The organism is Sporosarcina sp. FSL K6-1508 (assembly GCF_038007465.1).
GTDB lineage: Bacteria > Bacillota > Bacilli > Bacillales_A > Planococcaceae > Sporosarcina > Sporosarcina psychrophila_B.
Genome location: NZ_JBBOXF010000001.1, coordinates 2,736,225 through 2,758,661 on the forward strand (window position 1 = coordinate 2,736,225; position 22,437 = coordinate 2,758,661).

26 protein-coding genes are annotated in these 22,437 nt (G+C 41.4%); 20 read left to right on the top strand and 6 right to left on the bottom strand.

Features of this window, described 5'->3' with window-relative positions:
• Positions 1-53 precede the first annotated feature (53 nt).
• Positions 54-746, top strand: coding sequence for a DUF1510 family protein (locus MKZ11_RS13565; protein ID WP_340794940.1), 693 nt, complete (start codon positions 54-56; stop codon positions 744-746).
• 24 nt (positions 747-770) lie between these two features.
• Complete coding sequence (gene mtnN / locus MKZ11_RS13570) at positions 771-1,463, top strand: 5'-methylthioadenosine/S-adenosylhomocysteine nucleosidase (protein ID WP_340794941.1); 693 nt, start codon at positions 771-773, stop codon at positions 1,461-1,463.
• 435 nt (positions 1,464-1,898) lie between these two features.
• On the opposite strand, the gene sigK is transcribed toward mtnN, so the two are convergent.
• Positions 1,899-2,600 carry an RNA polymerase sporulation sigma factor SigK gene (gene sigK / locus MKZ11_RS13575; RefSeq protein WP_340794942.1) on the bottom strand — a complete coding sequence of 234 codons (702 nt, stop codon included), beginning with the start codon at positions 2,598-2,600 and terminating at the stop codon, positions 1,899-1,901.
• 305 nt (positions 2,601-2,905) lie between these two features.
• Here sigK and MKZ11_RS13580 point away from each other — a divergent pair, with 305 nt between their 5' ends.
• The 11 genes from MKZ11_RS13580 to MKZ11_RS13630 all read left to right on the top strand — a co-directional run bounded on the left by MKZ11_RS13580 (position 2,906) and on the right by MKZ11_RS13630 (position 11,864).
• Positions 2,906-3,424: a YqeG family HAD IIIA-type phosphatase gene (locus MKZ11_RS13580; protein WP_340797010.1), complete on the top strand. Its 519-nt coding sequence runs from the start codon at positions 2,906-2,908 to the stop codon at positions 3,422-3,424.
• A 2-nt stretch (positions 3,425-3,426) separates the two neighbouring features.
• A complete protein-coding gene (gene yqeH / locus MKZ11_RS13585; protein ID WP_340794943.1) occupies positions 3,427-4,527 on the top strand; it encodes a ribosome biogenesis GTPase YqeH in 1,101 nt (366 codons plus the stop codon).
• A gap of 13 nt (positions 4,528-4,540) precedes the next feature.
• Entirely contained in the window at positions 4,541-5,368 is an 828-nt protein-coding gene (aroE, locus tag MKZ11_RS13590) for a shikimate dehydrogenase (protein WP_340794944.1), read from the top strand.
• A 6-nt stretch (positions 5,369-5,374) separates the two neighbouring features.
• On the top strand, positions 5,375-5,665 hold the full coding sequence (gene yhbY, locus MKZ11_RS13595) for a ribosome assembly RNA-binding protein YhbY (RefSeq protein ID WP_067208293.1): 291 nt from the start codon (positions 5,375-5,377) through the stop codon (positions 5,663-5,665).
• Between the two features lie 15 nt (positions 5,666-5,680).
• Positions 5,681-6,250, top strand: a complete 570-nt coding sequence (locus MKZ11_RS13600; RefSeq protein WP_340794945.1) for a nicotinate-nucleotide adenylyltransferase — start codon at positions 5,681-5,683, stop codon at positions 6,248-6,250.
• Positions 6,240-6,794 (top strand): bis(5'-nucleosyl)-tetraphosphatase (symmetrical) YqeK, encoded by a 555-nt coding sequence (gene yqeK / locus MKZ11_RS13605; RefSeq protein ID WP_340794946.1) that lies wholly within the window; start codon positions 6,240-6,242, stop codon positions 6,792-6,794. The genes MKZ11_RS13600 and yqeK overlap by 11 nt, the downstream gene beginning before the upstream one ends.
• Before the next feature lie 148 nt (positions 6,795-6,942).
• Positions 6,943-7,290 carry a ribosome silencing factor gene (gene rsfS / locus MKZ11_RS13610; RefSeq protein ID WP_340794947.1) on the top strand — a complete coding sequence of 116 codons (348 nt, stop codon included), beginning with the start codon at positions 6,943-6,945 and terminating at the stop codon, positions 7,288-7,290.
• On the top strand, positions 7,287-8,027 hold the full coding sequence (locus tag MKZ11_RS13615) for a class I SAM-dependent DNA methyltransferase (protein WP_340794948.1): 741 nt from the start codon (positions 7,287-7,289) through the stop codon (positions 8,025-8,027). The genes rsfS and MKZ11_RS13615 overlap by 4 nt, the downstream gene beginning before the upstream one ends.
• A 196-nt stretch (positions 8,028-8,223) precedes the next feature.
• Positions 8,224-8,874 (top strand): helix-hairpin-helix domain-containing protein, encoded by a 651-nt coding sequence (locus MKZ11_RS13620; protein ID WP_340794949.1) that lies wholly within the window; start codon positions 8,224-8,226, stop codon positions 8,872-8,874.
• Between the two features lie 138 nt (positions 8,875-9,012).
• Complete coding sequence (locus MKZ11_RS13625; RefSeq protein ID WP_340794950.1) at positions 9,013-9,576, top strand: ComE operon protein 2; 564 nt, start codon at positions 9,013-9,015, stop codon at positions 9,574-9,576.
• Positions 9,573-11,864, top strand: coding sequence for a DNA internalization-related competence protein ComEC/Rec2 (locus MKZ11_RS13630; protein WP_340794951.1), 2,292 nt, complete (start codon positions 9,573-9,575; stop codon positions 11,862-11,864). The genes MKZ11_RS13625 and MKZ11_RS13630 overlap by 4 nt, the downstream gene beginning before the upstream one ends.
• 229 nt (positions 11,865-12,093) lie before the next feature.
• Here the strand turns inward: MKZ11_RS13630 and MKZ11_RS13635 are convergent, their stop codons facing one another.
• Entirely contained in the window at positions 12,094-12,228 is a 135-nt protein-coding gene (locus MKZ11_RS13635; protein ID WP_207277465.1) for a YqzM family protein, read from the bottom strand.
• 342 nt (positions 12,229-12,570) lie between these two features.
• Between MKZ11_RS13635 and holA the strand changes: the two genes are divergently transcribed.
• Positions 12,571-13,587, top strand: coding sequence for a DNA polymerase III subunit delta (holA, locus tag MKZ11_RS13640; protein ID WP_340794952.1), 1,017 nt, complete (start codon positions 12,571-12,573; stop codon positions 13,585-13,587).
• 44 nt (positions 13,588-13,631) lie between these two features.
• Here holA and rpsT read toward each other — a convergent pair whose 3' ends face one another.
• Positions 13,632-13,883 carry a 30S ribosomal protein S20 gene (gene rpsT, locus MKZ11_RS13645; RefSeq protein ID WP_340794953.1) on the bottom strand — a complete coding sequence of 84 codons (252 nt, stop codon included), beginning with the start codon at positions 13,881-13,883 and terminating at the stop codon, positions 13,632-13,634.
• A 298-nt stretch (positions 13,884-14,181) separates the two neighbouring features.
• On the opposite strand from rpsT, the gene gpr reads away from it, so the two are divergent.
• Both gpr and spoIIP read left to right on the top strand, forming a co-directional pair.
• On the top strand, positions 14,182-15,219 hold the full coding sequence (gene gpr / locus MKZ11_RS13650; RefSeq protein WP_340794954.1) for a GPR endopeptidase: 1,038 nt from the start codon (positions 14,182-14,184) through the stop codon (positions 15,217-15,219).
• A 50-nt stretch (positions 15,220-15,269) separates the two neighbouring features.
• Entirely contained in the window at positions 15,270-16,082 is an 813-nt protein-coding gene (spoIIP, locus tag MKZ11_RS13655) for a stage II sporulation protein P (RefSeq protein WP_340794955.1), read from the top strand.
• A 150-nt stretch (positions 16,083-16,232) separates the two neighbouring features.
• Here spoIIP and MKZ11_RS13660 read toward each other — a convergent pair whose 3' ends face one another.
• From MKZ11_RS13660 to MKZ11_RS13670, 3 genes are all read right to left on the bottom strand, one after another.
• On the bottom strand, positions 16,233-17,450 hold the full coding sequence (locus tag MKZ11_RS13660) for a site-specific integrase (RefSeq protein WP_340794956.1): 1,218 nt from the start codon (positions 17,448-17,450) through the stop codon (positions 16,233-16,235).
• Positions 17,451-17,473: 23 nt separating this feature from the next.
• On the bottom strand, positions 17,474-17,989 hold the full coding sequence (locus MKZ11_RS13665; RefSeq protein ID WP_340794957.1) for an ImmA/IrrE family metallo-endopeptidase: 516 nt from the start codon (positions 17,987-17,989) through the stop codon (positions 17,474-17,476).
• Positions 17,990-18,100: 111 nt separating this feature from the next.
• The gene (locus MKZ11_RS13670; RefSeq protein WP_445326998.1) at positions 18,101-18,490 is read right to left on the bottom strand and encodes a helix-turn-helix domain-containing protein; all 390 of its coding nucleotides are present in this window, start codon (positions 18,488-18,490) and stop codon (positions 18,101-18,103) included.
• Positions 18,491-18,624: 134 nt separating this feature from the next.
• Between MKZ11_RS13670 and MKZ11_RS13675 the strand changes: the two genes are divergently transcribed.
• The 4 genes from MKZ11_RS13675 to recD2 all read left to right on the top strand — a co-directional run bounded on the left by MKZ11_RS13675 (position 18,625) and on the right by recD2 (position 22,437).
• The gene (locus MKZ11_RS13675; RefSeq protein WP_340794958.1) at positions 18,625-18,822 is read left to right on the top strand and encodes a helix-turn-helix domain-containing protein; all 198 of its coding nucleotides are present in this window, start codon (positions 18,625-18,627) and stop codon (positions 18,820-18,822) included.
• Positions 18,823-18,948: 126 nt separating this feature from the next.
• Positions 18,949-19,269 (top strand): hypothetical protein, encoded by a 321-nt coding sequence (locus tag MKZ11_RS13680; protein WP_340794959.1) that lies wholly within the window; start codon positions 18,949-18,951, stop codon positions 19,267-19,269.
• Positions 19,270-19,297: 28 nt separating this feature from the next.
• On the top strand, positions 19,298-20,224 hold the full coding sequence (locus MKZ11_RS13685; protein ID WP_340794960.1) for a transcription termination/antitermination NusG family protein: 927 nt from the start codon (positions 19,298-19,300) through the stop codon (positions 20,222-20,224).
• A complete protein-coding gene (gene recD2 / locus MKZ11_RS13690) occupies positions 20,221-22,437 on the top strand; it encodes an SF1B family DNA helicase RecD2 (protein WP_340794961.1) in 2,217 nt (738 codons plus the stop codon). Before MKZ11_RS13685 ends, recD2 begins: the two co-directional genes overlap by 4 nt.

Below are 22,437 nucleotides of genomic sequence, written 5' to 3' on the forward strand. Positions count from 1 at the left end.
TCGTCTAATACATACCAGCAATCGTCAAAATCTTAACGGGAGTTGATTTACGTATGAACGAACGAGAACCTGATTTGTCGAGAGTTGAAAGAAAAAAAGGTCGGAATCGAAATAAGTTATTGAACATTATGATTGCGGTTGTCGTATTACTTATCATTATTGCCACCGTGGCAATATTCTCTGGAAATAAGGATGATAAAAAGCCGGACAATACCGAAGAAACAACAAACGATACAATCGTCAATGACGAGGAGTCAGAAGACATTGAAGATGGTGGTCAAGACAGCGAAGAGGAAGATTCAGTAGAAGGTGATAACACAGCAACAGATGAAAACAAATCTGATTCAAATAGCAACCATGAAAATGAAAGAAACACAGATAGCACTGAGGAGTCCGACTCAATCACGCGCATTCCATCAGAGGATAACATCATTGCCGAGACGGTTGTCGATTCGGCATGGAAACCTATAGGCACGACACAAACGGGTGAGCATGTATCGCTATATGATGGTGTGTCAGATGATTGGAATGAGAAAAAACAAGCGCTTGCATATGCAACCGGACTACCGCAAGAATCAATGATTTTCTTGAAGATTAAAAACGGCGGAGGACCGCAGAAGTCCATCGGAATTGTATCTTCAAGGGATAGTACACTAAAGTACCGTGTCTACCTCGAATGGGTTGATGGTGAAGGCTGGAAACCTGTGAAAATGGACAAATTAACAACATTGGACTTTGAATATTAAAAGCAGTTTTGTGGAGGGAATAGTATGAAAATAGCAGTGATCGGTGCCATGGAAGAAGAGGTAATTCTTTTACGCGAAGAAATCAGTTCAGGTCTCGCGACAACAATTGGCGGATGTGAATTTATCGAAGGAAAAGTCGGTGATCATGATGTTGTGCTTGTGAAAAGTGGTATTGGTAAAGTGAATGCTGCGGTTGCGACAACACTTCTGTTAAATAATTTCAATCCGGATATTGTTCTGAATACCGGTTCGGCGGGTGGATTTCACGAATCGCTTGAAGTCGGCACCGTCGTCATATCAAACGAAGTGCGCCATCATGATGTCGATGTTACTGCTTTTGGCTACGAGCATGGTCAGGTTCCAGGACAACCGGCAGCGTATCGTGCAGATTTACGGCTTGTGGATGTAGCCCGTGCTGCTGTTGAAGAAATAGGGACACATGCGCATGCGACAGGACTTATCGCTTCGGGTGATATATTTATGAGTGATGCTGAAAACGTTCGAAGAGTAAAAGAGAAATTCCCTCTGATGATTGCAGCGGAGATGGAAGCATCGGCTGTTGCGCAAGTGTGCCATCAGTTTGGTACACCATTTGTCGTCATCCGTGCGCTATCGGATATTGCAGGAAAAGAATCATCCATCAGTTTTGATGAGTTCCTTCCTGTCGCAGCGCGTCATTCAACAGATATTGTTTTAAAAGTCATCTCGAAACTTTAAGGGTTTCGTGGTAAGATAGGTATATGAATAGATCTTGCAGGTATTCTTTTTCGAGGAGGGATTTAACTATGTTATTTTTAATGGCAGGCGTGTTTCTAGTAACAACAATTATTGCAGTTGTCATCTCCCGTGAGGTTAGCGCGGACTGAGCTGTAAAAGAAGAGGCGTTTCCAATGCTGGGATCACTCCCGCATGGAAACGCCTCTTCTTTGTCTAAGTTACATTTTGTTAAAAGATCAGTATAGATTTCAACCATGAATACTGTCTAGGCTCCGGATGCTTTCACTAGGGGCATATTCAGTCTGGTGAGTTCATCGGTCTGTTGCCGTTAAGCTATAGGGGGAGAAAACACCTGCCTCCTTGTGTAGACTAGACTGTCTTCTTTTATCACTTATGTCTGTAGGGGATGTACGGCTCCATACTCTTTTCATATTGCTATTCATTGTATTCATGTTTGAATAACTGATACAGTTTGACGATTGCACGTTTCTCAATACGTGAGACATAACTTCTTGAAATATCGAGTTGCTCAGCAATTTCTTTTTGCGTCATTGGCAGGTCATCGAGCAGGCCGTATCGTCTTTGAATGATTTCGAGTTCCCGTCCATCAAGCTTTCCAAGATGTCTATACAGCCTTTCTTTTCTCTCTTTCTGTTCGACTGCATCGACCGGAGATTCTTCATCCGTCATCAGTAAATCTGCAATTTGCAATGATTGGCCATCTTTATCCATTCCGATCGGATCAAAGAGAGAAACGTCTTTTTGCACCTTTTTCTGTGTTCGTAAATACATGAGTATTTCGTTTTCAATACAGCGGGCGGCGTATGTGGCCAGTTTTGTTTTTCGATCTGGCGTAAAACTGTTCACCGCTTTCATAAGCCCGATTGTTCCAATGGAGATATAATCGTCAAGTAACTCGTGCTTTGGATGGAACTTTTTTACGATGTGGGCGACGAGCCGCATATTACGTTCAATCAATTCATCCCTTGCATCCTCGTCACCTTCTGCAAGACGTTGCAGGCAAGCTGCTTCTTCCTCTTTCGATAAGGGACGCTGGAAAGCCTGCCCCCGTATATAGCCAAGCACTGCAGGAATTTCGAGCCATAGCTGGACAATCGCCATGACAAACCCGCTCATCGGGCCACCTCCTGTGTCGTTGTATGACAGCATATGCGGTCGGGTCTTGCCATATCACCGTTTTTTTAGTCGGACAGGCGATAAAGGATGTCCTATTCTGGCAAACTTGATATGAGTCAGGCAGTGAGGTGGGATTAAACTTCATCCCTCTTGTTGCTGAGGGCAGCGGGCAGCCGATAGGCAATATTTGTTGCAAGACACGGCTTACTTAGACTGCGGCTGGTCTTTCGTCATTCGTATCAATGCATGAAAGCCGTGTTGTTATGTTATAATCGTTTCAGATTAAGTACTAAATCGGAGTGGATATCGTGTACAAGTATTTTTTGCCGGATGAATACGTGAAAGACATTTTTCACATTCAACCTGAAGCACTAAAGAGTAAAGGAATCAAAGGGGTTATCACGGATTTGGATAATACGCTCGTTGCGTGGGACCGGCCGGATGCAACACCTGAAATCATCGACTGGATGAAATCCATGCAAGATGCAGGCATACAAGTGACCATCGTTTCAAACAACAATGAAATGCGTGTCAAAGCCTTTTGTGATCCTCTTGGCATTCCGTTTATAAATGATGCGCGCAAGCCGATGCGGAAATCCTTTCAAAAGGCTCTTTCTTCAATGAACGTCAAGAGAGAAGAAGTGGTTGTCATCGGTGACCAGTTACTGACCGATATACTCGGCGGGAACAGAAAAGGGCTGCATACGATTCTCGTAGTGCCAGTTGCGACGTCAGACGCTGCTATCACGAAATTCAACAGAAAGATTGAACGAAGAATCATGGCGGGATTGAAACGCCGTGGCTTGATTCAGTGGGAGGAATAAGCTTGGAAGAAATTAAATGTATCGGTTGTGGGATAACAATCCAGACTGAAGATCCGAAATTGGAAGGCTATACGCCGCCAGCTTCTTTAGAAAAAGAGGACGTTATTTGCAAGCGGTGTTTCCGGTTGCGAAATTATAACGAATTACAACCCGTATCCTTATCGGGCGATGATTTTCTTGCAATCTTAAATGGCATTGGCCAAAAAGAAGGATTGGTTGTTAAAATCGTAGATATTTTCGACTTCAACGGTAGCTGGATTAATGGATTGCACCGCTTTGTTGGAAATAAAGATATTTTATTGATTGGTAATAAAGCGGATATTTTACCGAAATCAGTAAACCCGAACCGTCTTATCAATTGGATGAAGGCTGAAGCGTCTAAACTCGGTTTAAAACCTGTTGACGTTCTGCTTGTTTCAGCACATAAAGGACAAGGAATGGAAGAAGCACTCACAGCAATTGATAAATACCGCCGCGGCAAAGACGTTTATGTTGTCGGTTGCACGAACGTAGGAAAATCAACGTTTATCAATCGCATCATTAAAGGGGCGACTGGCATTGGAGAAGTAATTACGACTTCTCATTTCCCAGGAACAACTTTAGATCTCGTAGAAATTCCATTTGAAGATGGGAAAGCCATCTACGACACACCAGGTATTATTAATCACCATCAAATTGCACATCATTTGGATGCGAATGATTTGAAAGCAATCACACCTAAAAAAGAATTGAAGCCGAAGGTATTCCAACTGAACGCCGAACAGACACTGTACATCGGTGGTCTTGCACGGTTTGACTTTATTTCTGGTGCCCGCTCGTCGTTTACAATTCATGTTTCAAATGAATTATCGATTCACCGTACGAAGCTCTCTAACGCGGATAATTTATATAAAGAGCATCTTGGTGGAATGCTGGCCCCGCCATCCGGAGAATCCCTAGAAACACTACCGCCATTTGTCCGTCATGAATTTTCAATTAAAAAAGCAAAAACGGATATTGTTATCTCTGGGTTAGGTTGGATTACAATTCAGCATCCTGACGTAGTTGTCGCAGTTCATGCACCACGTGGGGTAGACGTCGTACTGCGCCCTTCATTAATTTAAGGAGGGATTAGTTTTGAAAAAATGGTATGCGGTTATCGGAGATCCAATCAAACAGTCGATGTCTCCGTCTATGCACGAATCTTGGTTTAAAGAAAATAGCATAGATGCAGCGTATATCCCAATCCATGTTCCAGCTGACAGACTGCGGGAAGCAGTAGAGGGCTTGAAAAATTTGGGGTGTTCAGGCTGGAATGTAACAGTTCCACATAAAAGTGCTATTATTCCGTTTTTGCATCAGTTGGATCCATCAGCTGAGCAGATGAACGCAGTGAATACAGTCCGTGTGCTTGAGGATGGCACACTCATAGGCTACAATACGGATGGTAACGGATTCGTTCGTTCATTGGAAGAAGCTTATGGTGAGCGAAGCAAGGATAAGAAGGTTCTCGTTATCGGAGCTGGCGGCGCTGCACGAGGTATCGCTTTTGCGCTACACTCCGCAGGGTACGGGCCAATCTTTTTCGCAAATCGTACGCTTGAAAAAGCTGAACAATTAGCAGCAAATCTTTCGGATTCGACTGTCCTGTCGGTAGCGGAGGCGGAACTATCCCTTTCCGAATTCGGTTTGATTGTCCAGACAACATCCGTGGGCATGAACTTTTCACAAAAAGGACTACCTTTAAACCTGGATAACGTCTTGGAAGGAACTATTGTTGCTGATATTATCTACAACCCCCTTGAAACGGAATTTCTTGCAGAAGCCCGCAAAAGGGGAGCGCACACTCTGAACGGGGTCGGTATGTTTGTCCATCAAGGAGCGCTTGCGTTTGAGACATGGACAGAAGTTCATCCCGATACAGAATTTATGAATGAAAAAATAACGACAACTCTTGGAGGATAAATAACTATGTTAACTAATAAGCAAAAAAGCTTTCTTCGCGGCGAATCGAATCGTCTACAACCACTTGTCCATATTGGTAAAAGTGGATTAACAGAATCGGTCATCACGCAGATTGAAGAAGCACTTGAAGCAAAAGAATTAATCAAAGTAACGATTCTACAAAACTGTGACCAAGACAAAAATGAAATTGCAGCGAAGCTTGAAGAACAAGTGGGTATTGAAGTCGTTCAAGTTATCGGTAAGATCATCGTCTTGTATAAAGAATCTGTTGAGAAGAAACGGATCGAACTTCCATAAGGAGTGAGACACCCGATGAAAAAAGTCGGCATACTTGGCGGCACATTCAACCCGCCTCACATCGGCCACCTGATTGTTGCAAATGAAGTAAAGCATGCACTTGGTCTTGATGAAATTCGGTTCATGCCGAATGCTGTTCCGCCTCATAAAAATGCACCATTTGATGCAACAGCTGAACAACGACTGTTTATGGCGGAGCTTGTCGTATCAGGCTTTACGGGATTGACCGTTTCTGGGTTCGAAGTGAAACAAGGCGGTGTTTCTTATACTTATGATACGATGAAACAGGTGACTGAGATTGAATCAGATGTTGATTTTTACTTTATCATTGGTGGCGATATGATTGATATGCTGCCAAGCTGGCATCGGATTGAAGAACTGGTCGCACTTGTCAATTTTGTGGGGGTTGGCCGTCCGGGAACTATAGGAACGACTGACTTTCCGATAATTATGGTGGATATTCCTCAAATTGAATTATCGTCAACGTTAATAAGGAGACGCTTTTCCGAGAATGGAACTGTTCAATTACTTATCCCGCCTACTGTGGAAAATTTTATTCGCAAGGAGGGTTTATATGGATGTTGATCAGTTAAAAAAAGAACTTGCACAACGTATGCCGAAAGAACGATATGAACACGTTTTACGGGTCACCGAAACAGCAAAGAATCTCGCTGCGACCTATCAGATCCCGATAGTAAAAGCCGAGCTGGCAGCGTTGTTCCACGATATTGCCAAATTTATTGGAAAGTCTGATCAACATCTCTTCCTTGAGAAAGCCAATGAAGATTCCCGGCTTTTTTCATTTCATCATGAGTTGTGGCACGCTCCGGTTGGTGCAATTATCGCACATGATGAATTCGGGATCACCGACATGGATATCCTGAATGCAATTCGGTATCATACAACTGGGCGTGCAAATATGTCGCCGCTCGAAAAACTTATCTACGTTTCAGATATGATTGAACCTGGACGAAACTTTCCAGGAGTGGAAAGTTTAAGAAAAGATGCTGCGGAAAACCTGGATACTGTAATGGAGGCTTGCATTTATCAGTCAGTGCAGTTTCTTGTAAATAAAAGAGTACCGGTTTATCCGGACTCAATAGACTGTTACAATGAACACTTAAAGTAGAATATGATCTAATTACGCGACGTCATTTCGCAGTAAGGAGGGAAGAAGTTCAACCCCTCCCCATTACATGAATTCCATCCTGTAGGCACTATCGTAAGCCGGCCTACTTTAAATCAGAGACTAAACACAAGAAGGGAACAGTGAAATTATGACTACTACATTATTAGAAACAGCTTATAAAGCAATCGACGATAAAAAAGGGGAAGATATCGTAGTACTGAATATGGAAGGGGTATCGCTCATCGCGGACCAATTCATTATCTGCCACGCCAATTCTGCACGCCAAGTTCAAGCAATCGCTAAAGAAGTAGCTGACAAAGCCGCAGAGGCTGGATTTACTACAAGAAGAATTGAAGGAATGGATATGGCAAAATGGGTACTTGTAGATCTTGGCGATGTTGTCGTCCATGTATTCCACAAAGACGAACGCGGCTACTATAACCTTGAAAAGCTTTGGGGAGATGCACCAATGCTAGATATGGCCGAAGAAAAATGACTCGGGCTTATTCCGAATTCGCTTCTGTCTACGATGAACTAATGACTGACATTCCCTATGACGCCTATATTGATATCATTAATTTGGCGGCAGGGGGAATCGCTGGTAAACGTGTGCTGGATATCGGATGTGGAACAGGCCTATTATCCATGAAACTTGCAAAGCAAGGGGCTCAAGTCGCCGGGATCGATCTTTCTTCAGACATGCTAGCAGTCGCAGAAGATCGAGCACAGGCGCTTTCTTTGCCTGTGCAATTTTATGAACAACCCATGCAACAATTGGAGGGTTTTACGGACTATGATCTAGCAGTCATCGCAATTGACTCATTAAACTATTTACCGAGTCGTGAAGATGTGCTTGCGACATTCCGTCAAATCCATTCTGCTCTTGCGGTAGGGGGAAAACTTATTTTTGATGTCCATTCGATCTTTAAAACGGATGTGATATTCATGGAAGGTCCTTTTACGTTCGATAATGGACGAATTGCGTACATATGGATAACGGAAGAAGGGGAAGAACATCACTCCGTCTATTCCGAACTTGCCTTTTTTGTAAAGGGTGAGAGCGAATTGTTCAGACGTTTTGACGAGGTTCACACGCAACGAACGTTTCCAGTAAGCGACTATGCGGATATGCTGATGGACGCAGGTTTTTCGATAGAACGGATTTTTGCAGACTGGGAAGATGAGGCGCCTCACGAAGAAAGTGAACGAATCTTTTTTCAAGTACGAAAATAACCCTTTAACTTCATTCATTGGGAGCTCAACCACCCATGAATGAAGTTAAGCCTTCGGCGGTTGCCATGGATTTTCAGATGATTTTATCAAGCAAGTACGATAAAATCTAAGCGCCAATTGGCCAAGGTATATTTGATTTTTGGCTGGCATTCATTTATAGTTGAGAGAACTCCATGTGGATGCCGCCGAAGAAAGGGTGAACGTACTGTTTCGTTCGTTTGTATCTGCTAAATGGCGTAAGATTCTGACCCCCATTGCAGCAATCGCTGTGCTCTCCGCTTTTCTGTTCTTCCCCAAAGGACAGACCGACAACAATACGTTTGTCATGAGCGAACAAAACCCATTCCCTGAATTGATTGAAGAAGATAGTGTTGAAGAAGTGGAAGATAGTATTCAACTTGCTCCGGCTCTCATCGTTGTCGATGTGAAAGGGGCTGTTAGGCATCCCGGTGTCTATTCAATGCAAGATGGAGACCGCCTGATAGATGCTATCAATGCAGCAGGCGGCTATTTACCGCAGGCTGATTCTCGGATGCTGAATCATGCTATGAAGCTTACTGATGAATTTGTTATCTACGCACCGGTCGAAGGTGAAGAAATGCTAGATATTTTGTCCACCACGATAAGTGGGACGAGCGCGCCAAAAGATGACGGAAAAGTTAATATTAATACTGCAGATGAAAAAGAACTGATGACTATCCCTGGGGTAGGTCCGTCAAAGGCTGCAGCAATTATCCAATACCGGATGGATAAAGGCTCTTTCAAATCGCCTGAATCGTTAATGGAAGTATCCGGAATTGGTCAGAAAACATTCGAGAAACTAGAATCTCAGATTACAGTGAATTGATAGGAGTACAATTTAGACTTAGAATGTACTTGTAATATGTTGAATAAATGAAAACCTATATTAACTGAGCTCCGTAGCGAATTTAATGGAGTTCTTTATTTCAACATATATACCGAAATAAATATTGGAGGCATTCAAATGGAGCGAATAACTTGGGACCAGTTTTTCATGGCCCAGTGCCATCTATTAGCAGTACGAAGTACATGTACGAGATTATCTGTCGGGGCGTCAATTGTCAGGGATAACCGAATTATTGCTGGCGGCTACAATGGTTCTATCTCGGGAGGGGATCATTGCATCGATCATGGTTGTTACGTCGTCGGCAGTCACTGCGTAAGGACAATACATGCGGAGATGAATGCGTTGTTGCAATGTTCGAAGTATGGTATTCCCGTGGCAGGCTCAACGCTTTATGTCACGCATTTCCCATGTTTGCAGTGTTCCAAGGCGATTATTCAAGCAGGGATTCGGCATGTTATCTACGCAACAGACTATAAAAACGATGAATATGCCTTAAAGTTGTTTGCGCAATCAGGAGTTTCCGTTCAGCATATCCCGTATGATGAAAAGAAAGTCGACTTTTCCAACGAAAGTAAATTGGAACTTTTCAATGAATTACTTCAGAAAATGCAGGCACTCGGAGTCGGAAATGAAGACCTTGCCCCCTACAAACAAAGGGTGAATGACTTATTCGAGAAATGATATCCCGTGTACGATTCATGTATCTCGCAATTCCGGTCGCCGTATCAGCTTTTGCTGCATACGGTCCGGCTTATCTGTTACTCTGTAATCTACTTCTTCTCCCCATCTTCTTGAGCAGAAAAGAAGATTTCCTCACACCTATCCTCGCGGTTGCGGCCGCTACCTTCTCATTTTTTTATATTTCAGCAACGATTCCAGCCACTATTGAAAACGGTGATGCCACACTCACTCTCACTTGGACTGATAATGTGAAAATTGATGGCGGCAAGATGAAAGGTTTTGCGAAGACCTCCTCAGGAAATACCATTTACGCCATCTATACGATTGGCAGTGAACAAGAAAAGAATAGGTTACTTCGGACGAATATCCCTTCAGTGACATTTACGATGTCCGGCTCGTTTCGCAAACCTGACATCCCCTCTCATGACTATTCATTTAATATGAGTACATATATGAGAATGTACGGAGCAACAGCGATATTTGAATCGGAGACGATTATTCAGACTGTCAAGAATTCTGATATCCAGAGCCGTTTATCTGACCAAAGGTGGAAGGTGAAGAACCATATCGAAACTTCCTTCCCTGAGTCACTCATTGTGGAAGCGGAAGCTTTGCTCATTGGCGATCGAAGCGGAATGGATGAGGAGTTGGCAGCGAATTACCGAACTCTCGGTATTACGCATCTATTTGCGATTTCAGGACTGCATGTGGGATTGCTAACCTTCATGCTACGGGAATTCCTGCTAAGAATAACACTGAGGAAAGAGACTGTAGATACCCTCCTCATGGCGCTGTTGCCTTTTTATGCAGTTTTGGCGGGCGGGGCACCTTCTGTCTGGCGAGCGGTGTCAGTGACTATTCTCGTGCTTCTGGCTTCATCGGGTAGAGTAAGAGTAAGGCTTGATGATGCACTTGCGATAAGTGCAATTTGTTTTATCCTTTATCAATCATTTGTAGTATTTCAGCCCGGATTTCAGCTATCTTACATGGCGGCCTGCTCACTCGTCTATTCAACTGGTATTTTATCAAAATCAAAAGCGCCTATTGTGATTTCATTTCTAGTTACTTCGATCAGTCAGTTGTCGTTATATCCCGTCTTGCTGTTCCATTTTCATGAGTTATCCATTTCGTCATTTATAGTCAATTTGGCGTACGTCCCGCTATATTCTATAATCATCTTGCCTGCAAACATTTTCTTACTTATCATGACATCTGTCTTGCCGAAAGTGGCAGAGGTCTTATTCATGGTGTATGAACCGTTCCGGGCGAGCATTAGTATAATAACAAGCTGGATTTCCGCATTACCGTACCAATTATGGACACCAGGAAAACCCGATGCGTTCTGGGCATTCATAGCGGCAGCGAGCGTTATGCTGTTTTTCGTTCGCTGTGAGGAGGGGACCAAGCTTATCCGATCGCTGCCAATCGTAATTGCGCCCGCCCTTGTCATTCATTTCATCCCGTATATGGACAGCTCCCTGAAAGTGACCTATCTAGATGTCGGACAAGGAGACAGTATCGTCATCGAATTGCCTTATCGAAAAGCGGTTTATGTGATTGATACGGGTGGAACCATTACATTCGGCGAGCCAAACTGGAAAACCCCAACGAAGCAATTTGAAGTCGGCAGGAAAATCGTTGTCCCTTATTTAAAGGGGAGCGGTATCACGAAAATCGATAAACTGATTATCTCCCATGCTGACGCTGATCATATGGAAGGAGCAGATGAACTATTAGACGAACTTAAGGTAGACGAAATCCATATTTCACCCGGCAGTGAGTTTGAACCAGCCATGAAGGATGTGTTAACGATTACTGAGAGCAAAATTATTCCGGTCTTACCAATGAAAGAAGGTATTTCATGGAAGAAAGGAGAATCAAGCTTTAATTATGTAGCTCCAGCGGATGAGAAGTATGATGGAAATGCAAGTTCTCTTGTCCTATTCATGAAAACAGCGGGGCCTTCATTCTTATTTACCGGTGATATGGAGAAAGAGGGAGAAGTTCAGTTTCTTCGCAAGTATGGAAAATCCGATTTTGGTTCAATTATTTTGAAGGCGGGCCATCACGGCAGCAGGACTTCGAGTACTGACGAATTTGTACAGGCACTTCGCCCAGAGTTGACGATTTTTTCAGCCGGGAGGAACAGTCGGTACGGTCACCCGCATCCTGAAGTTGTTGAGACGTTTAGAAAATATGGTTTGAAAACAATGTCAACCGCCGAATTCGGATCGATTACAGTCACTGTCAAAAAAGATCTATATCATATTTCTGATATGGCACAATAACTAAGGGTGATTTGCCTGTTAAGAGTGAGGTTGTCTAATGCTGTCGCGTCCCGTGGCATCTATATTCTCTAAGCCGGCGACGGGTGTCTTTAAGCCACCCTAATGCTCGGATGCTTTCAATGACTGCTTAACGATCATCCTACGTGCCTCTGTGGGTTGGAATAGAGACAATAAAAAAACGGATATAACATTCCCAATGGGAACGCTATATCCGTTTTCTGCAAACCTATTAGCCAGCGACGACGTCGATTATTGTAGCAACAACAAAAATTGCTGAAAATGCTACGAAAGCGACTATAAAGCCGATTCCTGAATCGATAAGATCATTGCGTTTGGACTGTACATCATGTTCAAACTCATTCATTGCTACACCTCCTGATTCCATTATAGTATAGATGATTCCTTAGGAAAAATCCATAGCAATCAACTTTTTAAACATGTCTGTCTATAACTGACACAATTTGTCCATACAGTCTTTTTGCTTTACTGTATAATTGGTATGTATGTGCCTTGAATTCTGCAGAAGCTCCCCTTCTATAAGTGATAGGATGAGTGCTAAAATGCATATACATCAGTGGGGTGCAAACTTTCTGCTGATTCAAGTTAATCCTCAGTCGGATGTCGCAGTTTTTAAATTGCACATTTGCAATTCAAAATTTGGACGCAAGTACGCTGAGGCGTAATCGAATTGGAAGAGGTGAACAATGTGGCGAATGCAATATGGAAAAAAATAGCCGCAGGGGAAATCGATCCGGTCTACTTATTGACTGGTCTCGAACAACATCTATTCGACTCCACAATTACTCGGCTAAAAAAAGCATTACCTGACATTGATGCTGGATCAGTCATTCGGTTTGACTTGGACGAGACACCTGTAGAGGTGGTCATTGAAGAGGCAGACACATTACCATTCCTCGAAGACCGTAAATTGATCATAGCTGGAAACGCATCATTTTTAAAAGCGTCAGATAAAACCCGAGAAAAAGTGACACATAATTTGGAGCTATTGGAAGCATGGCTGGCAAATCCTTCACCGACCGCAACCGTTGTATTTATAGCGCCTTATGAAAAACTGGATGCACGAAAACGGATCACCAAAATAATGAAAGAACAGACGACTGTTATTGAATCAAAACGTTTGCAGGGGAAAGATCTTTTCACATGGATTCAACAGGAAGCGAGTGCGAACAGCAGTCAGATTAGTCCAAGTAACGCAGAATTGTTAGTGAAAATGGCAGGGGATGACCTTCTTTCATTGTCATCAGAAATTAGTAAGATGGCTACGTATTTAAATGGTGATGGGGCTATAACAACAGAAGTAATTGAGTCGCTTGTACCCCGGACACCGGAAATGGATGTCTTTAGGCTAACGGATGCGTATGTGTCTGGAAAAGTGTCTGACACTGTTGCGATCTATCATGATCTCTTACGTAATGGGGAAGAGCCAATCATGCTGACATCACTTATTGCGAGTCATGTAAGGCTCATGGTACACGTGGGCTTGCTGCAGAAAAAAGGATACCAGCAACATCAAATTGCAAAAACATTAAGCGTTCATCCGTACCGCGTAAAGTTAATGATGGAAAATAGAAATCTGCCAAGTTCAGAGCGATTACTGCTAGTTTTAAATAATCTTGCAGCCATTGACTACAAATTGAAATCATCGAGTGGTAAAAGAGAACGGATTTTGGAGTTATTCTTTATGGAACCTTTAAGAAAATAAAAAAAGGCCATCCGAAAATCGGATGGTCTTTTTCATATGAAAAATTAAAGTGCTTTTTTAGTAAGACGTGCTTTTTGACGTGATGCAGTATTTTTATGGATAAGGCCTTTACGTGCAGCTGTATCCATTTTTTTGATTGCATCTTTTAGAAGGCCAGTAGCGTTTTCGTCTTTAGCGTCAAGAGCAACTTCAGCTTTACGTACAGCAGTACGCATTGCGTGTTTTGTAGTCGAGTTTTGCTCGTTTGCAGCATTGCTTTGTTTTACGCGTTTGATTGCAGATTTAATGTTTGGCATTTCATTCACCTCCAGTTTCAGGTAAGGCAAGAGTGTTTCCACGAAGTTTCGGATATCTCTTTCACAACAAGAGTTATTTTATCAAACCAAGAGCCAGATTGCAAGAACAAAAGCGCAATTGTCTCTAGGGGCAGGAGCTGAACGTGGAACAGTTCGTAACGCTGGTTATCCGCTGCCAAAGTATTTTATGAATATTGAACAACTAAAAATACACTAGTAACTGGAGTCAAGACAAATAATAAAAAGAGAAAGAATATTTCCTTGACACATCGCACAAACTTAAATGTGAGGTGATTGTATGGAGAAGCATGATTTTTATCGAACAGATCTTGTTGACGAAAGTGAAGAAATGGTACGCCACCGGTCAGCAACTGAAAAAAACAGGCTGAAAGAATCGAATGGTGTTTTATTTGGAGAATCGAGATTGGGACGTGTCATAGTAACGTCAGTGACGGTCGATGAACAAGGTGAACAAAAGATCGGAAAGAAAAAAGGGACGTATATTACACTGACAGTCCCTGCGCTTACATCAGACGATTTAGAGGGGCTTGCCGATATGTCGAGGGTGTTAATCGAAAAACTCGATGAGATGCTTGCAAATATCACGACTCTCAAAACAGGAAAGATTCTTTTAATTGGCCTGGGCAATCGGGATATTACACCCGATGCAGTCGGACCGCTGACGATGGACCGTCTGCGGGATATTGTACCCAACTATTATTCCGAAGAAGGCAGTGAAGTTTTCGTCTATGCACCAGGTGTGACAATTCAAACAGGTCTGGAAACGGCCGATTATGTTAAAGCTTTAGCCAATGAAATAAAACCAGATTTGCTGATTGTCGTAGACGCACTTGCCGCAAGGGATAGCTCTAGACTTTGCCGGACGATTCAATTGACGGATACGGGCATCCATCCAGGCTCCGGGGTTGGCAATAGCCGAAAAGAAATTTCGCAGGATATGCTTGGTATGCCGGTAATTGCAATTGGAATTCCTACAGTCGTTGATGGCCCTGTTTTAATTGCGGATGCTATCAATACAATGTTCGGTTATATCGCTTCCAAAATAAATGAAAAAGACAGTCCTTCCTCACGTCTTTCCGTCACTCCGTGGTTGCATAGCGAGAGCGAAGATGCCGACCGTTCCAATCTACTTCCAATTTTCGGTGATTGGGCAACATGGCCGCATGAGGATCGCATCCAACTGTTCGAAGAAGTATTAACGAATCATGAACTTCGGACGTTCGTTTCGCCAAAAGAGATTGATTCGTGGGTATCTCTTTATGCAGAATCACTTGCAGATTCATTAACGACCTGGATTTCCAACATGAAAAAATAGTCATTGACCCATGTTCCAGCGCATATAGTTGGAACACGGAGGGATGCCATTTGAAAAAGACACTGCAAATATGGGGCACACTTATCTTATTTCTCTTCCTGTTTCCTGTTGTTATTACAACACTTCCAGAGGGACAGCCGGCGAAATCTTCCAAGCTTGTGAAAGAGTCTTCTTACATGGTATATGCCGCCAATATTATGGAAGAGGAAGAGGAACCAGAAACAGAAACAGTACCAGTACAATCGACAGACGGAAAAGCGCTACTCTATTTCACTCATTGGACTGAAGCATTCGAGCCGGTAACGCAATCGAAGGATGGTAAAATTGCTGTTTCTCACCAAACCGAAAACATTACAAAATTTGGTGAAAAACTAAAAACGCAACTTGTCTTCAATGGAATTGAAACGGATATTGTATCTGTTGAAGTGCCTCATACGGGTGCCTATAAAAAGATTCGGCCCCATGTTGAAAAGCAGCTGCAGAAAAAGAAGTATGATTTAATAATCGATCTTCATAGGGATGCCCTCGGTCCGGATAAAACGACAATTGCCTTCAATCAAGAAAAATATGCGAAAGTGGCATTCGTCATAGGAATGGAACATCCTAATTTCGAGAAAAATCGCGCAAATGCAGTGCTGTTGAAAAATGAAATGGAACTACTTGTCCCAGGAATCACACGAAACTTGGTTATGAAGCATGGAGCTGGCGTTGATGGAAAGTACAATCAGGACCTTGATCCGTCACTTTTAGTCGTGGAGCTTGGAGGAATCGGAAACACGGAAGATGAGTTAAATCGCACAATTGCCGTTATAGCGAAGGCAGCTGCAACAGTCATAGAAAATTCTAACCGTGTCGAATATTGAAGTATGCGCTGTTCACTGCTATAATTCATATAGAAGTGAAATTTAAATGAAACCTTATGGTATCAATGGTTTTGAGGCATTTTTTTTTATTTTGGTGCCATTTTGATGCCGTGATATAATTTGGATGTGAATACAAGCATATGTAACCAATCAGTTATCTGTATCCTGATTGGTTTTTTGCGTCCTCATAAGAGAACCAAATTTCGAGGATGCTTCACGTCTTCGTTCTTTAGTAACGTGCAAATATATATCTGTCGTTGTCTTATCGCTCTTGTGACCGAGTCTTGCCATGATTTCAGGTAAACCCACACCAGCCTCCGCAAGTAGGGAAGTATGCGTGTGTCGTAGGCTGTGTGGTGACAATCGTTTTTTTATTCCACTTTGATTTATAATAATCTTCATACGATATCTCATTGATTGGGTACCAATGGGATAGCCGCAAAAAGATCGTTTGCTTCGTGCGTATATAAAGTCATGATCGTGGTATAGTCCTTTCATCTTCGCCTTTAACTCATCTTGCATACCTTTATGTTTTGAAAGAACTTCAATTACATCATCTTCGACTTCAATTTCACGTATTGACTTTTTGGTTTTAGGTGGTGTGATTTTAAAATCTTCAATTTTATAGTACTCGCTATAGTATGTTTTCGTTACACGTATTAATCTTTCTTCAAAATTAACATCTGACCATTTTAAGGCACAAAGCTCTCCTATTCGTAGACCCGTCCAAGCCAAGACAAGAAATATTACATAGTCTTCATCACTAATTTTCTTAGCGGTATTCAAGAACTTATGTAATTCGTCTTTTTCAAAATACTTTTCTTCTATTGTTTGGTTTTCAATTTGATCGACTGTTAATATTTCTCTCGGTATTGAAGTAAACTCGGTAGGATTTTGAATAATAATCCTATCTTTCCTTGCTTTATTAAATATCATGTTAGCTGTGGAATTAATTATTTTCATTGTATTCTCCAAGTTGCCTGCCTTTTTTAGAGTAAACAAAAACTTTTGATACATATTATGATCTATGTCTGTAATTTCTACGTTATTAAAGTAATCATTCAGAACCAATAGGGCGTATCTCCTCGTTTTTAACGTACTTTCTTTCACAGGTCGTTCAATAGAAGTCGAATATGTTGAATACCATTGTTGTGAGAATTGAATAAAGGATACATCTTCTTTAGTGATAAGATTTCCACTATTGAATTGATATTCAACCTCCAATGCCTCTTTTTTTGCGTCCCTTTCTTTCGCAAAACCTCGTTTTACGATTCTTTTCCTTTTACCCGTTTGTGGATTAACACCAGTTTCAACAATGTACTTCCACCGAATACCTTTCTTTGTTTCATACTTTTCGTATCTAGCCATTGTAATTAACCTCTCCTTCCAGTTCAATTCGCAGAAACATTCCAATACAAGTTGCCAACCTTCGACTGCAGCCACTTCTCCAACCTCTCGGTAGCGAAATCAGGCTCTACATTAAACGTGTTTATAATCACTCCTACAGCTTCACAGCGGAGTTGTGGTAGGCTCATTTGATTCAACAAAAATGTTGGGACACAAAAATGATATGCGAAATGCTCTGCTTGCCATTCCTGATACGCCCGGAATGGCTCATGCATGGACAATTGATAACCCTCATGTCCTAAAATGTGAGCCAATTCATGTCCGAAGTCTTGCCAAACCTCTTGTTTCGTTTGATTTTCATTTAGAAAAATGCGGTAGACACCTCCCAAATTATTAGCTTCACTCGATTCGTCAAAGTAATAAGTTTTTATACCAAGTAGGTCGGCAATGTTTTCGATCAAATCATCATGAGAAATTTGAGAAGGTTCTGAAATATTGACCGAAAGATAAATCGAATAAACTTTCTCTTCTAGTAAGGACAAATTAGATGTTTTTAACATAAATTCGACACCTTTTCTACGAATTGGGAATATATGTTCGTTTGATATTTACAATAATACCCTATCTAGATAGAATAGATAGGGTTATTTACTCATATTTCAAAAGATGTTTCATTTGTCCTCGTTTTTAATAATGTCCCACATTTTACGTAACTTACGTAAATCTTCCTCATCTGATTTAGGTAGTTCTGAATACCAGCGTTTCAACCCAGGATCTTTAATAACAGATTGAAATTCTTTCTCGTTTTTTTCCGTTACTGAAAGGTAATCCGTGCGATCTAATAGCAAGTCGACAGAAACCTCATAAAGATCTGCTAACTTTTTTAGGGTTTCAGTATCGGGATCTCGAATGCCTCTCTCGTAGTTCGATAATACTGCATTCGTAATATTAACTTTTTGAGCAACATAAATCTGGGACCAGTTTCTTTTTTCTCTTTCCTTTTTCAACCTACCGCCTAAATTCATATGATCACCATTTCCATATATATTGCTTATAGACAATTATACCCCAATTCAACGTAAAGTTAATGCTTTTCAACTAAAAGTTGAATTATGACTTGACATTCGACTTTATGTTTAATAAACTGTGGTTATAAATCAACTATACGTTGAATTAAATTTGTGGGGGTGAATCAATGACAACTGTAAATGAGAGGATTGGGATTTTAAGGAAAGAGAAGAAAATCAGTCAATCGGTAATTGCGAACATGCTAAACATTAGTGTACAAGCTTACAGTATGAAAGAAAGAGGAAAGCGACCACTTTATTCCTGCGAGTTAGAAGTGATAGCAGCACAATTAAAAGTTCCGGTTTCAAATTTTTTTGAGAACTGATTCAACGTAATGTTGAATCAGGGGGAATTAACTTAAAAAAACGCGGTTATCTAAATTAGCTAATTACTTTTATAAGCTTTCCGTTGATATTATGGTTGCAAACTAAAAATGGAAGGAGAGGTAAATATGAATATTGTCCTTGAAGATCTTAAAGCGAAACTACTCGAAGAGAATCTAAAAGATTTATTTATCCAGGCGTACCAGCAAGGTGTGAAAGACTGCCAAAAGCAATACGCTTTTTCGCATTTGCTAAATAAGAAGGATTTGTGCAGTATCTTTCAGGTTGAAGAATCGACAGTTAATAAGATTGTCGCAAGGGAAGGGTTTCCGAAAACTAAATTTGTTACAGCTCGTTATCCTCGAGACGAAGTATTCAAGTGGATGCATGAAAACTGCGTGAATGCTGAATCCGATAATCGCCTGATTAGAAGAAAATCGTTTGCTTAGTGAATAAATAGAGAGGGGATGAAGGGGAATGGCTTACTTTGTGATTCAGGTTCGTACAGGTGCGGAAATTGAAGTGAAAGAAATTTTGAAAACCGTTTTGCTTAGATCTGGTGATTCTATGGTCAAAGCAATCTATGCAATGGAAACTTATGCGGAAATCATTCGTGAGGATAATACTTATGTCGATTTGTCTCCTTTGGACACGGAAGACATTACAGATCACTTGTACGTAAAAAGAATTCAGGCCGGTTTGAACAACCTACGCACGGCTTGCGACAATCTGAAAGTATACAAAGACGCCAAATCTCTAGCCTTGCTCGATAGCTATAGGGACAACATCCGCGAACTTTCGAAGGAATTGAGAGATGCTCGAAAAGGGACAAAGAAAATCAGTAGCGTGTTAACTGGGTACATCTTAGTTGAGCTGAATGTAGATTTTTATTATTTTCCGGATAACCTGTGGCATTTAGTGAAATCGATACCGAATGTAACTGGAATTCCTAGTAAATACAATATTCCACAAGAAGAAGTAGATGCATTCTTTCATCAGATTGATGTTACACCGGAAGTGGAAATGGAGTTTGAAGAACTTCTATCCGACGATGAAATCATTGTTGTTAGAAATGAACTTCTGCATGAAGCGAACACGGTTGTGGGTACGCTTGAGGAAATTGATTTCCTTGAAGAAATTGATTCCCTGGATACTAATCTACTCGATTACATTGAAGATATAAAAGTAGCAATTGTACCTACTAATCCCATGAAGAAAGTGGTAGACCGATGTAAAGCATTTATCCACCGAAAACGCCAAAAAATTGTGATGCCAAGTACATTGTTTTTGAATCTTTACAATGAAATTGAGATGCAAAGCCTTTTCCTGACCCCGAGCACTTTTGACTTCATTCATCGTTTTAAAAAATTTGCGTACCAACAAAGCGGGGGAAGGATCGAATGAACTCTTATATTGGGAAGGTCGCAAAAGTTTTGTACCGGAACGGGGACTTCCTTATCGCTAAAATGCAGACAGAAGTAGAAGAGCTAGTCATAAAGGGCAGCATTTTCGGCGTCGATAAAGGTGAAGAAATTCAAGTGCAGGGTGATTGGGAAACGCATCCGAAATTCGGTAAACAACTTGCGGTAACGTTTTGGGAAAGACCGATACCGCAAACAAAAGATCAGATTATCGCTTTCCTTGCCTCTTCACTTGTAAAAGGCTGCGGAGCAAAGCAAGCAGTCATTATCGCTGAACAGTTGGGGGAGGATGCTCTAAGCATCATTTCACAGCAGGGTGAACAAGGCTTGAGAAACATTAAAGGAATAGGACAGAAGCGGGCCAGTAACATCGTGGAAAGTGTTCGCTCTACGTTCGAGGTACAGAGGATTATTGCGGAATTGCTTGTTTTTGGTATAACCGCAAGTATGGCCATGCGGCTGTATAAAGAGTACCAGTCTAATACTGTGGCCATTTTATTAGAAAACCCATACAAGCTAACAGAGTTAAATCTAATCGGATTTTTGAAAGCGGATGAAGTCGCTCGGAAGATGGGGATTTCCCCTTTGTCTGGATTTCGGATTGACGCTTGTGTGAACTATCTCTTGAAAAAAACGTGTTTTAATTCCGGCCATTGCTATGTCTTGGAGGACGAACTGCTAAGGGATGCAGAGCAAGCATTGAATCATAACACGGTCGAGGCTGATAAAGTATCGATGGATGAATTAGCGCAAAGTATTTACCGTTTGGAAGAGAAACATATCGTTATTGAAGATAATTGCGTTTACCCAAAGTTTTTATTCACATATGAAGATAGGTTAGCTCGGAAACTTTCAGAAATGAAGGGTTCCCGGGATGGCGTAGCATTGCCTTCGTTAGATAAACAGATAATAAAGTATCAAAAAAAGCAGGGAATTATCCTTGCCGAGAAGCAACGTGATGCGATTAGGCGGTTATTTGAAGAACAGATGTTAATACTCACTGGTGGTCCAGGAACAGGAAAGACAACCGTTATACGGGCGATGCTCAACATGTACAAAGGAATACATCCAGAAAACATAATATGCTTAGCTGCCCCAACTGGAAAGGCGAGTAGACAATTGTCTGAGGTGGCTGGACATGACGCATCTACAATCCATAGGCTGATTGGGTACCAACAAGGAGAAATTCCTGTCTACAATTGGCAAGATAAACTTCCTTGCGATTTGTTAGTCGTTGATGAAATGTCGATGGTGGATGTTCAGTTAGCTAGTTTACTGATGGATGCACTCGAAAAGAATACGAAAATTCTCTTTGTGGGTGACAGGGATCAATTACCATCGGTAAGTCCTGGGAACGTTCTAAGTGAAATGATTCGGTCAGGATTACCAACAGTAGCACTTACAGAAGTATTTAGACAAGCACTGGAAAGCCAAATCATTAGTAATGCCCATAGAGTTAATCAAGGTAAATCACTTCTTATCGACAGCGATAAAGGTGATTTTTATTTTATTAATCAAGAAGACCCAAAACGAATCGCAGCTTTGATTATTAGAAGTGCTTTACGTTTTCAAGAGTTAGGTTATTCATTATCGGACATTTTGATATTAAGTCCGATGAAAAAAGGACCTGCTGGAACACTTGCATTGAATGACCAGTTAAGAGATGCCTTAAACCCATCTGATTCGACCAAAAAGGAATGGGAGATAGGGAAAAGGCTATTCCGACTTGGTGATAAAGTCATTCAGATTAAAAATAATCAATCTAAAGGAGTTTTTAATGGCGATATCGGTGTGATTACCAAAATTTCAAAAGAAGTAAATGAAAATAATGAGACCGTTGAAAAAATGACATGCGATTTTATGGGAATAAAAGTATCATACGAAAAAAGTGAAACCAACGAATTGGAACTAGGCTATGCAATCACTATTCACAAATCACAAGGTGGTGAAGCACCAATAGTTATTATCCCTGCTACCACAAACCATTATGTTATGTTGGCTCGTAATTTAATGTACACAGGCATGACTAGGGCAAAAGAAAAGATCGTGTTAATCGGTACACAAAAAGCGATGGAGATTGCTATTGGAAATAATAAACTAACTGACAGAAACAGTGGCTTATCAAGTCGTATCACCTCATATACCGAATATAACAACCGATTCGGTAGGGACGATGCAAGCGGTGGGAGTGGGTGA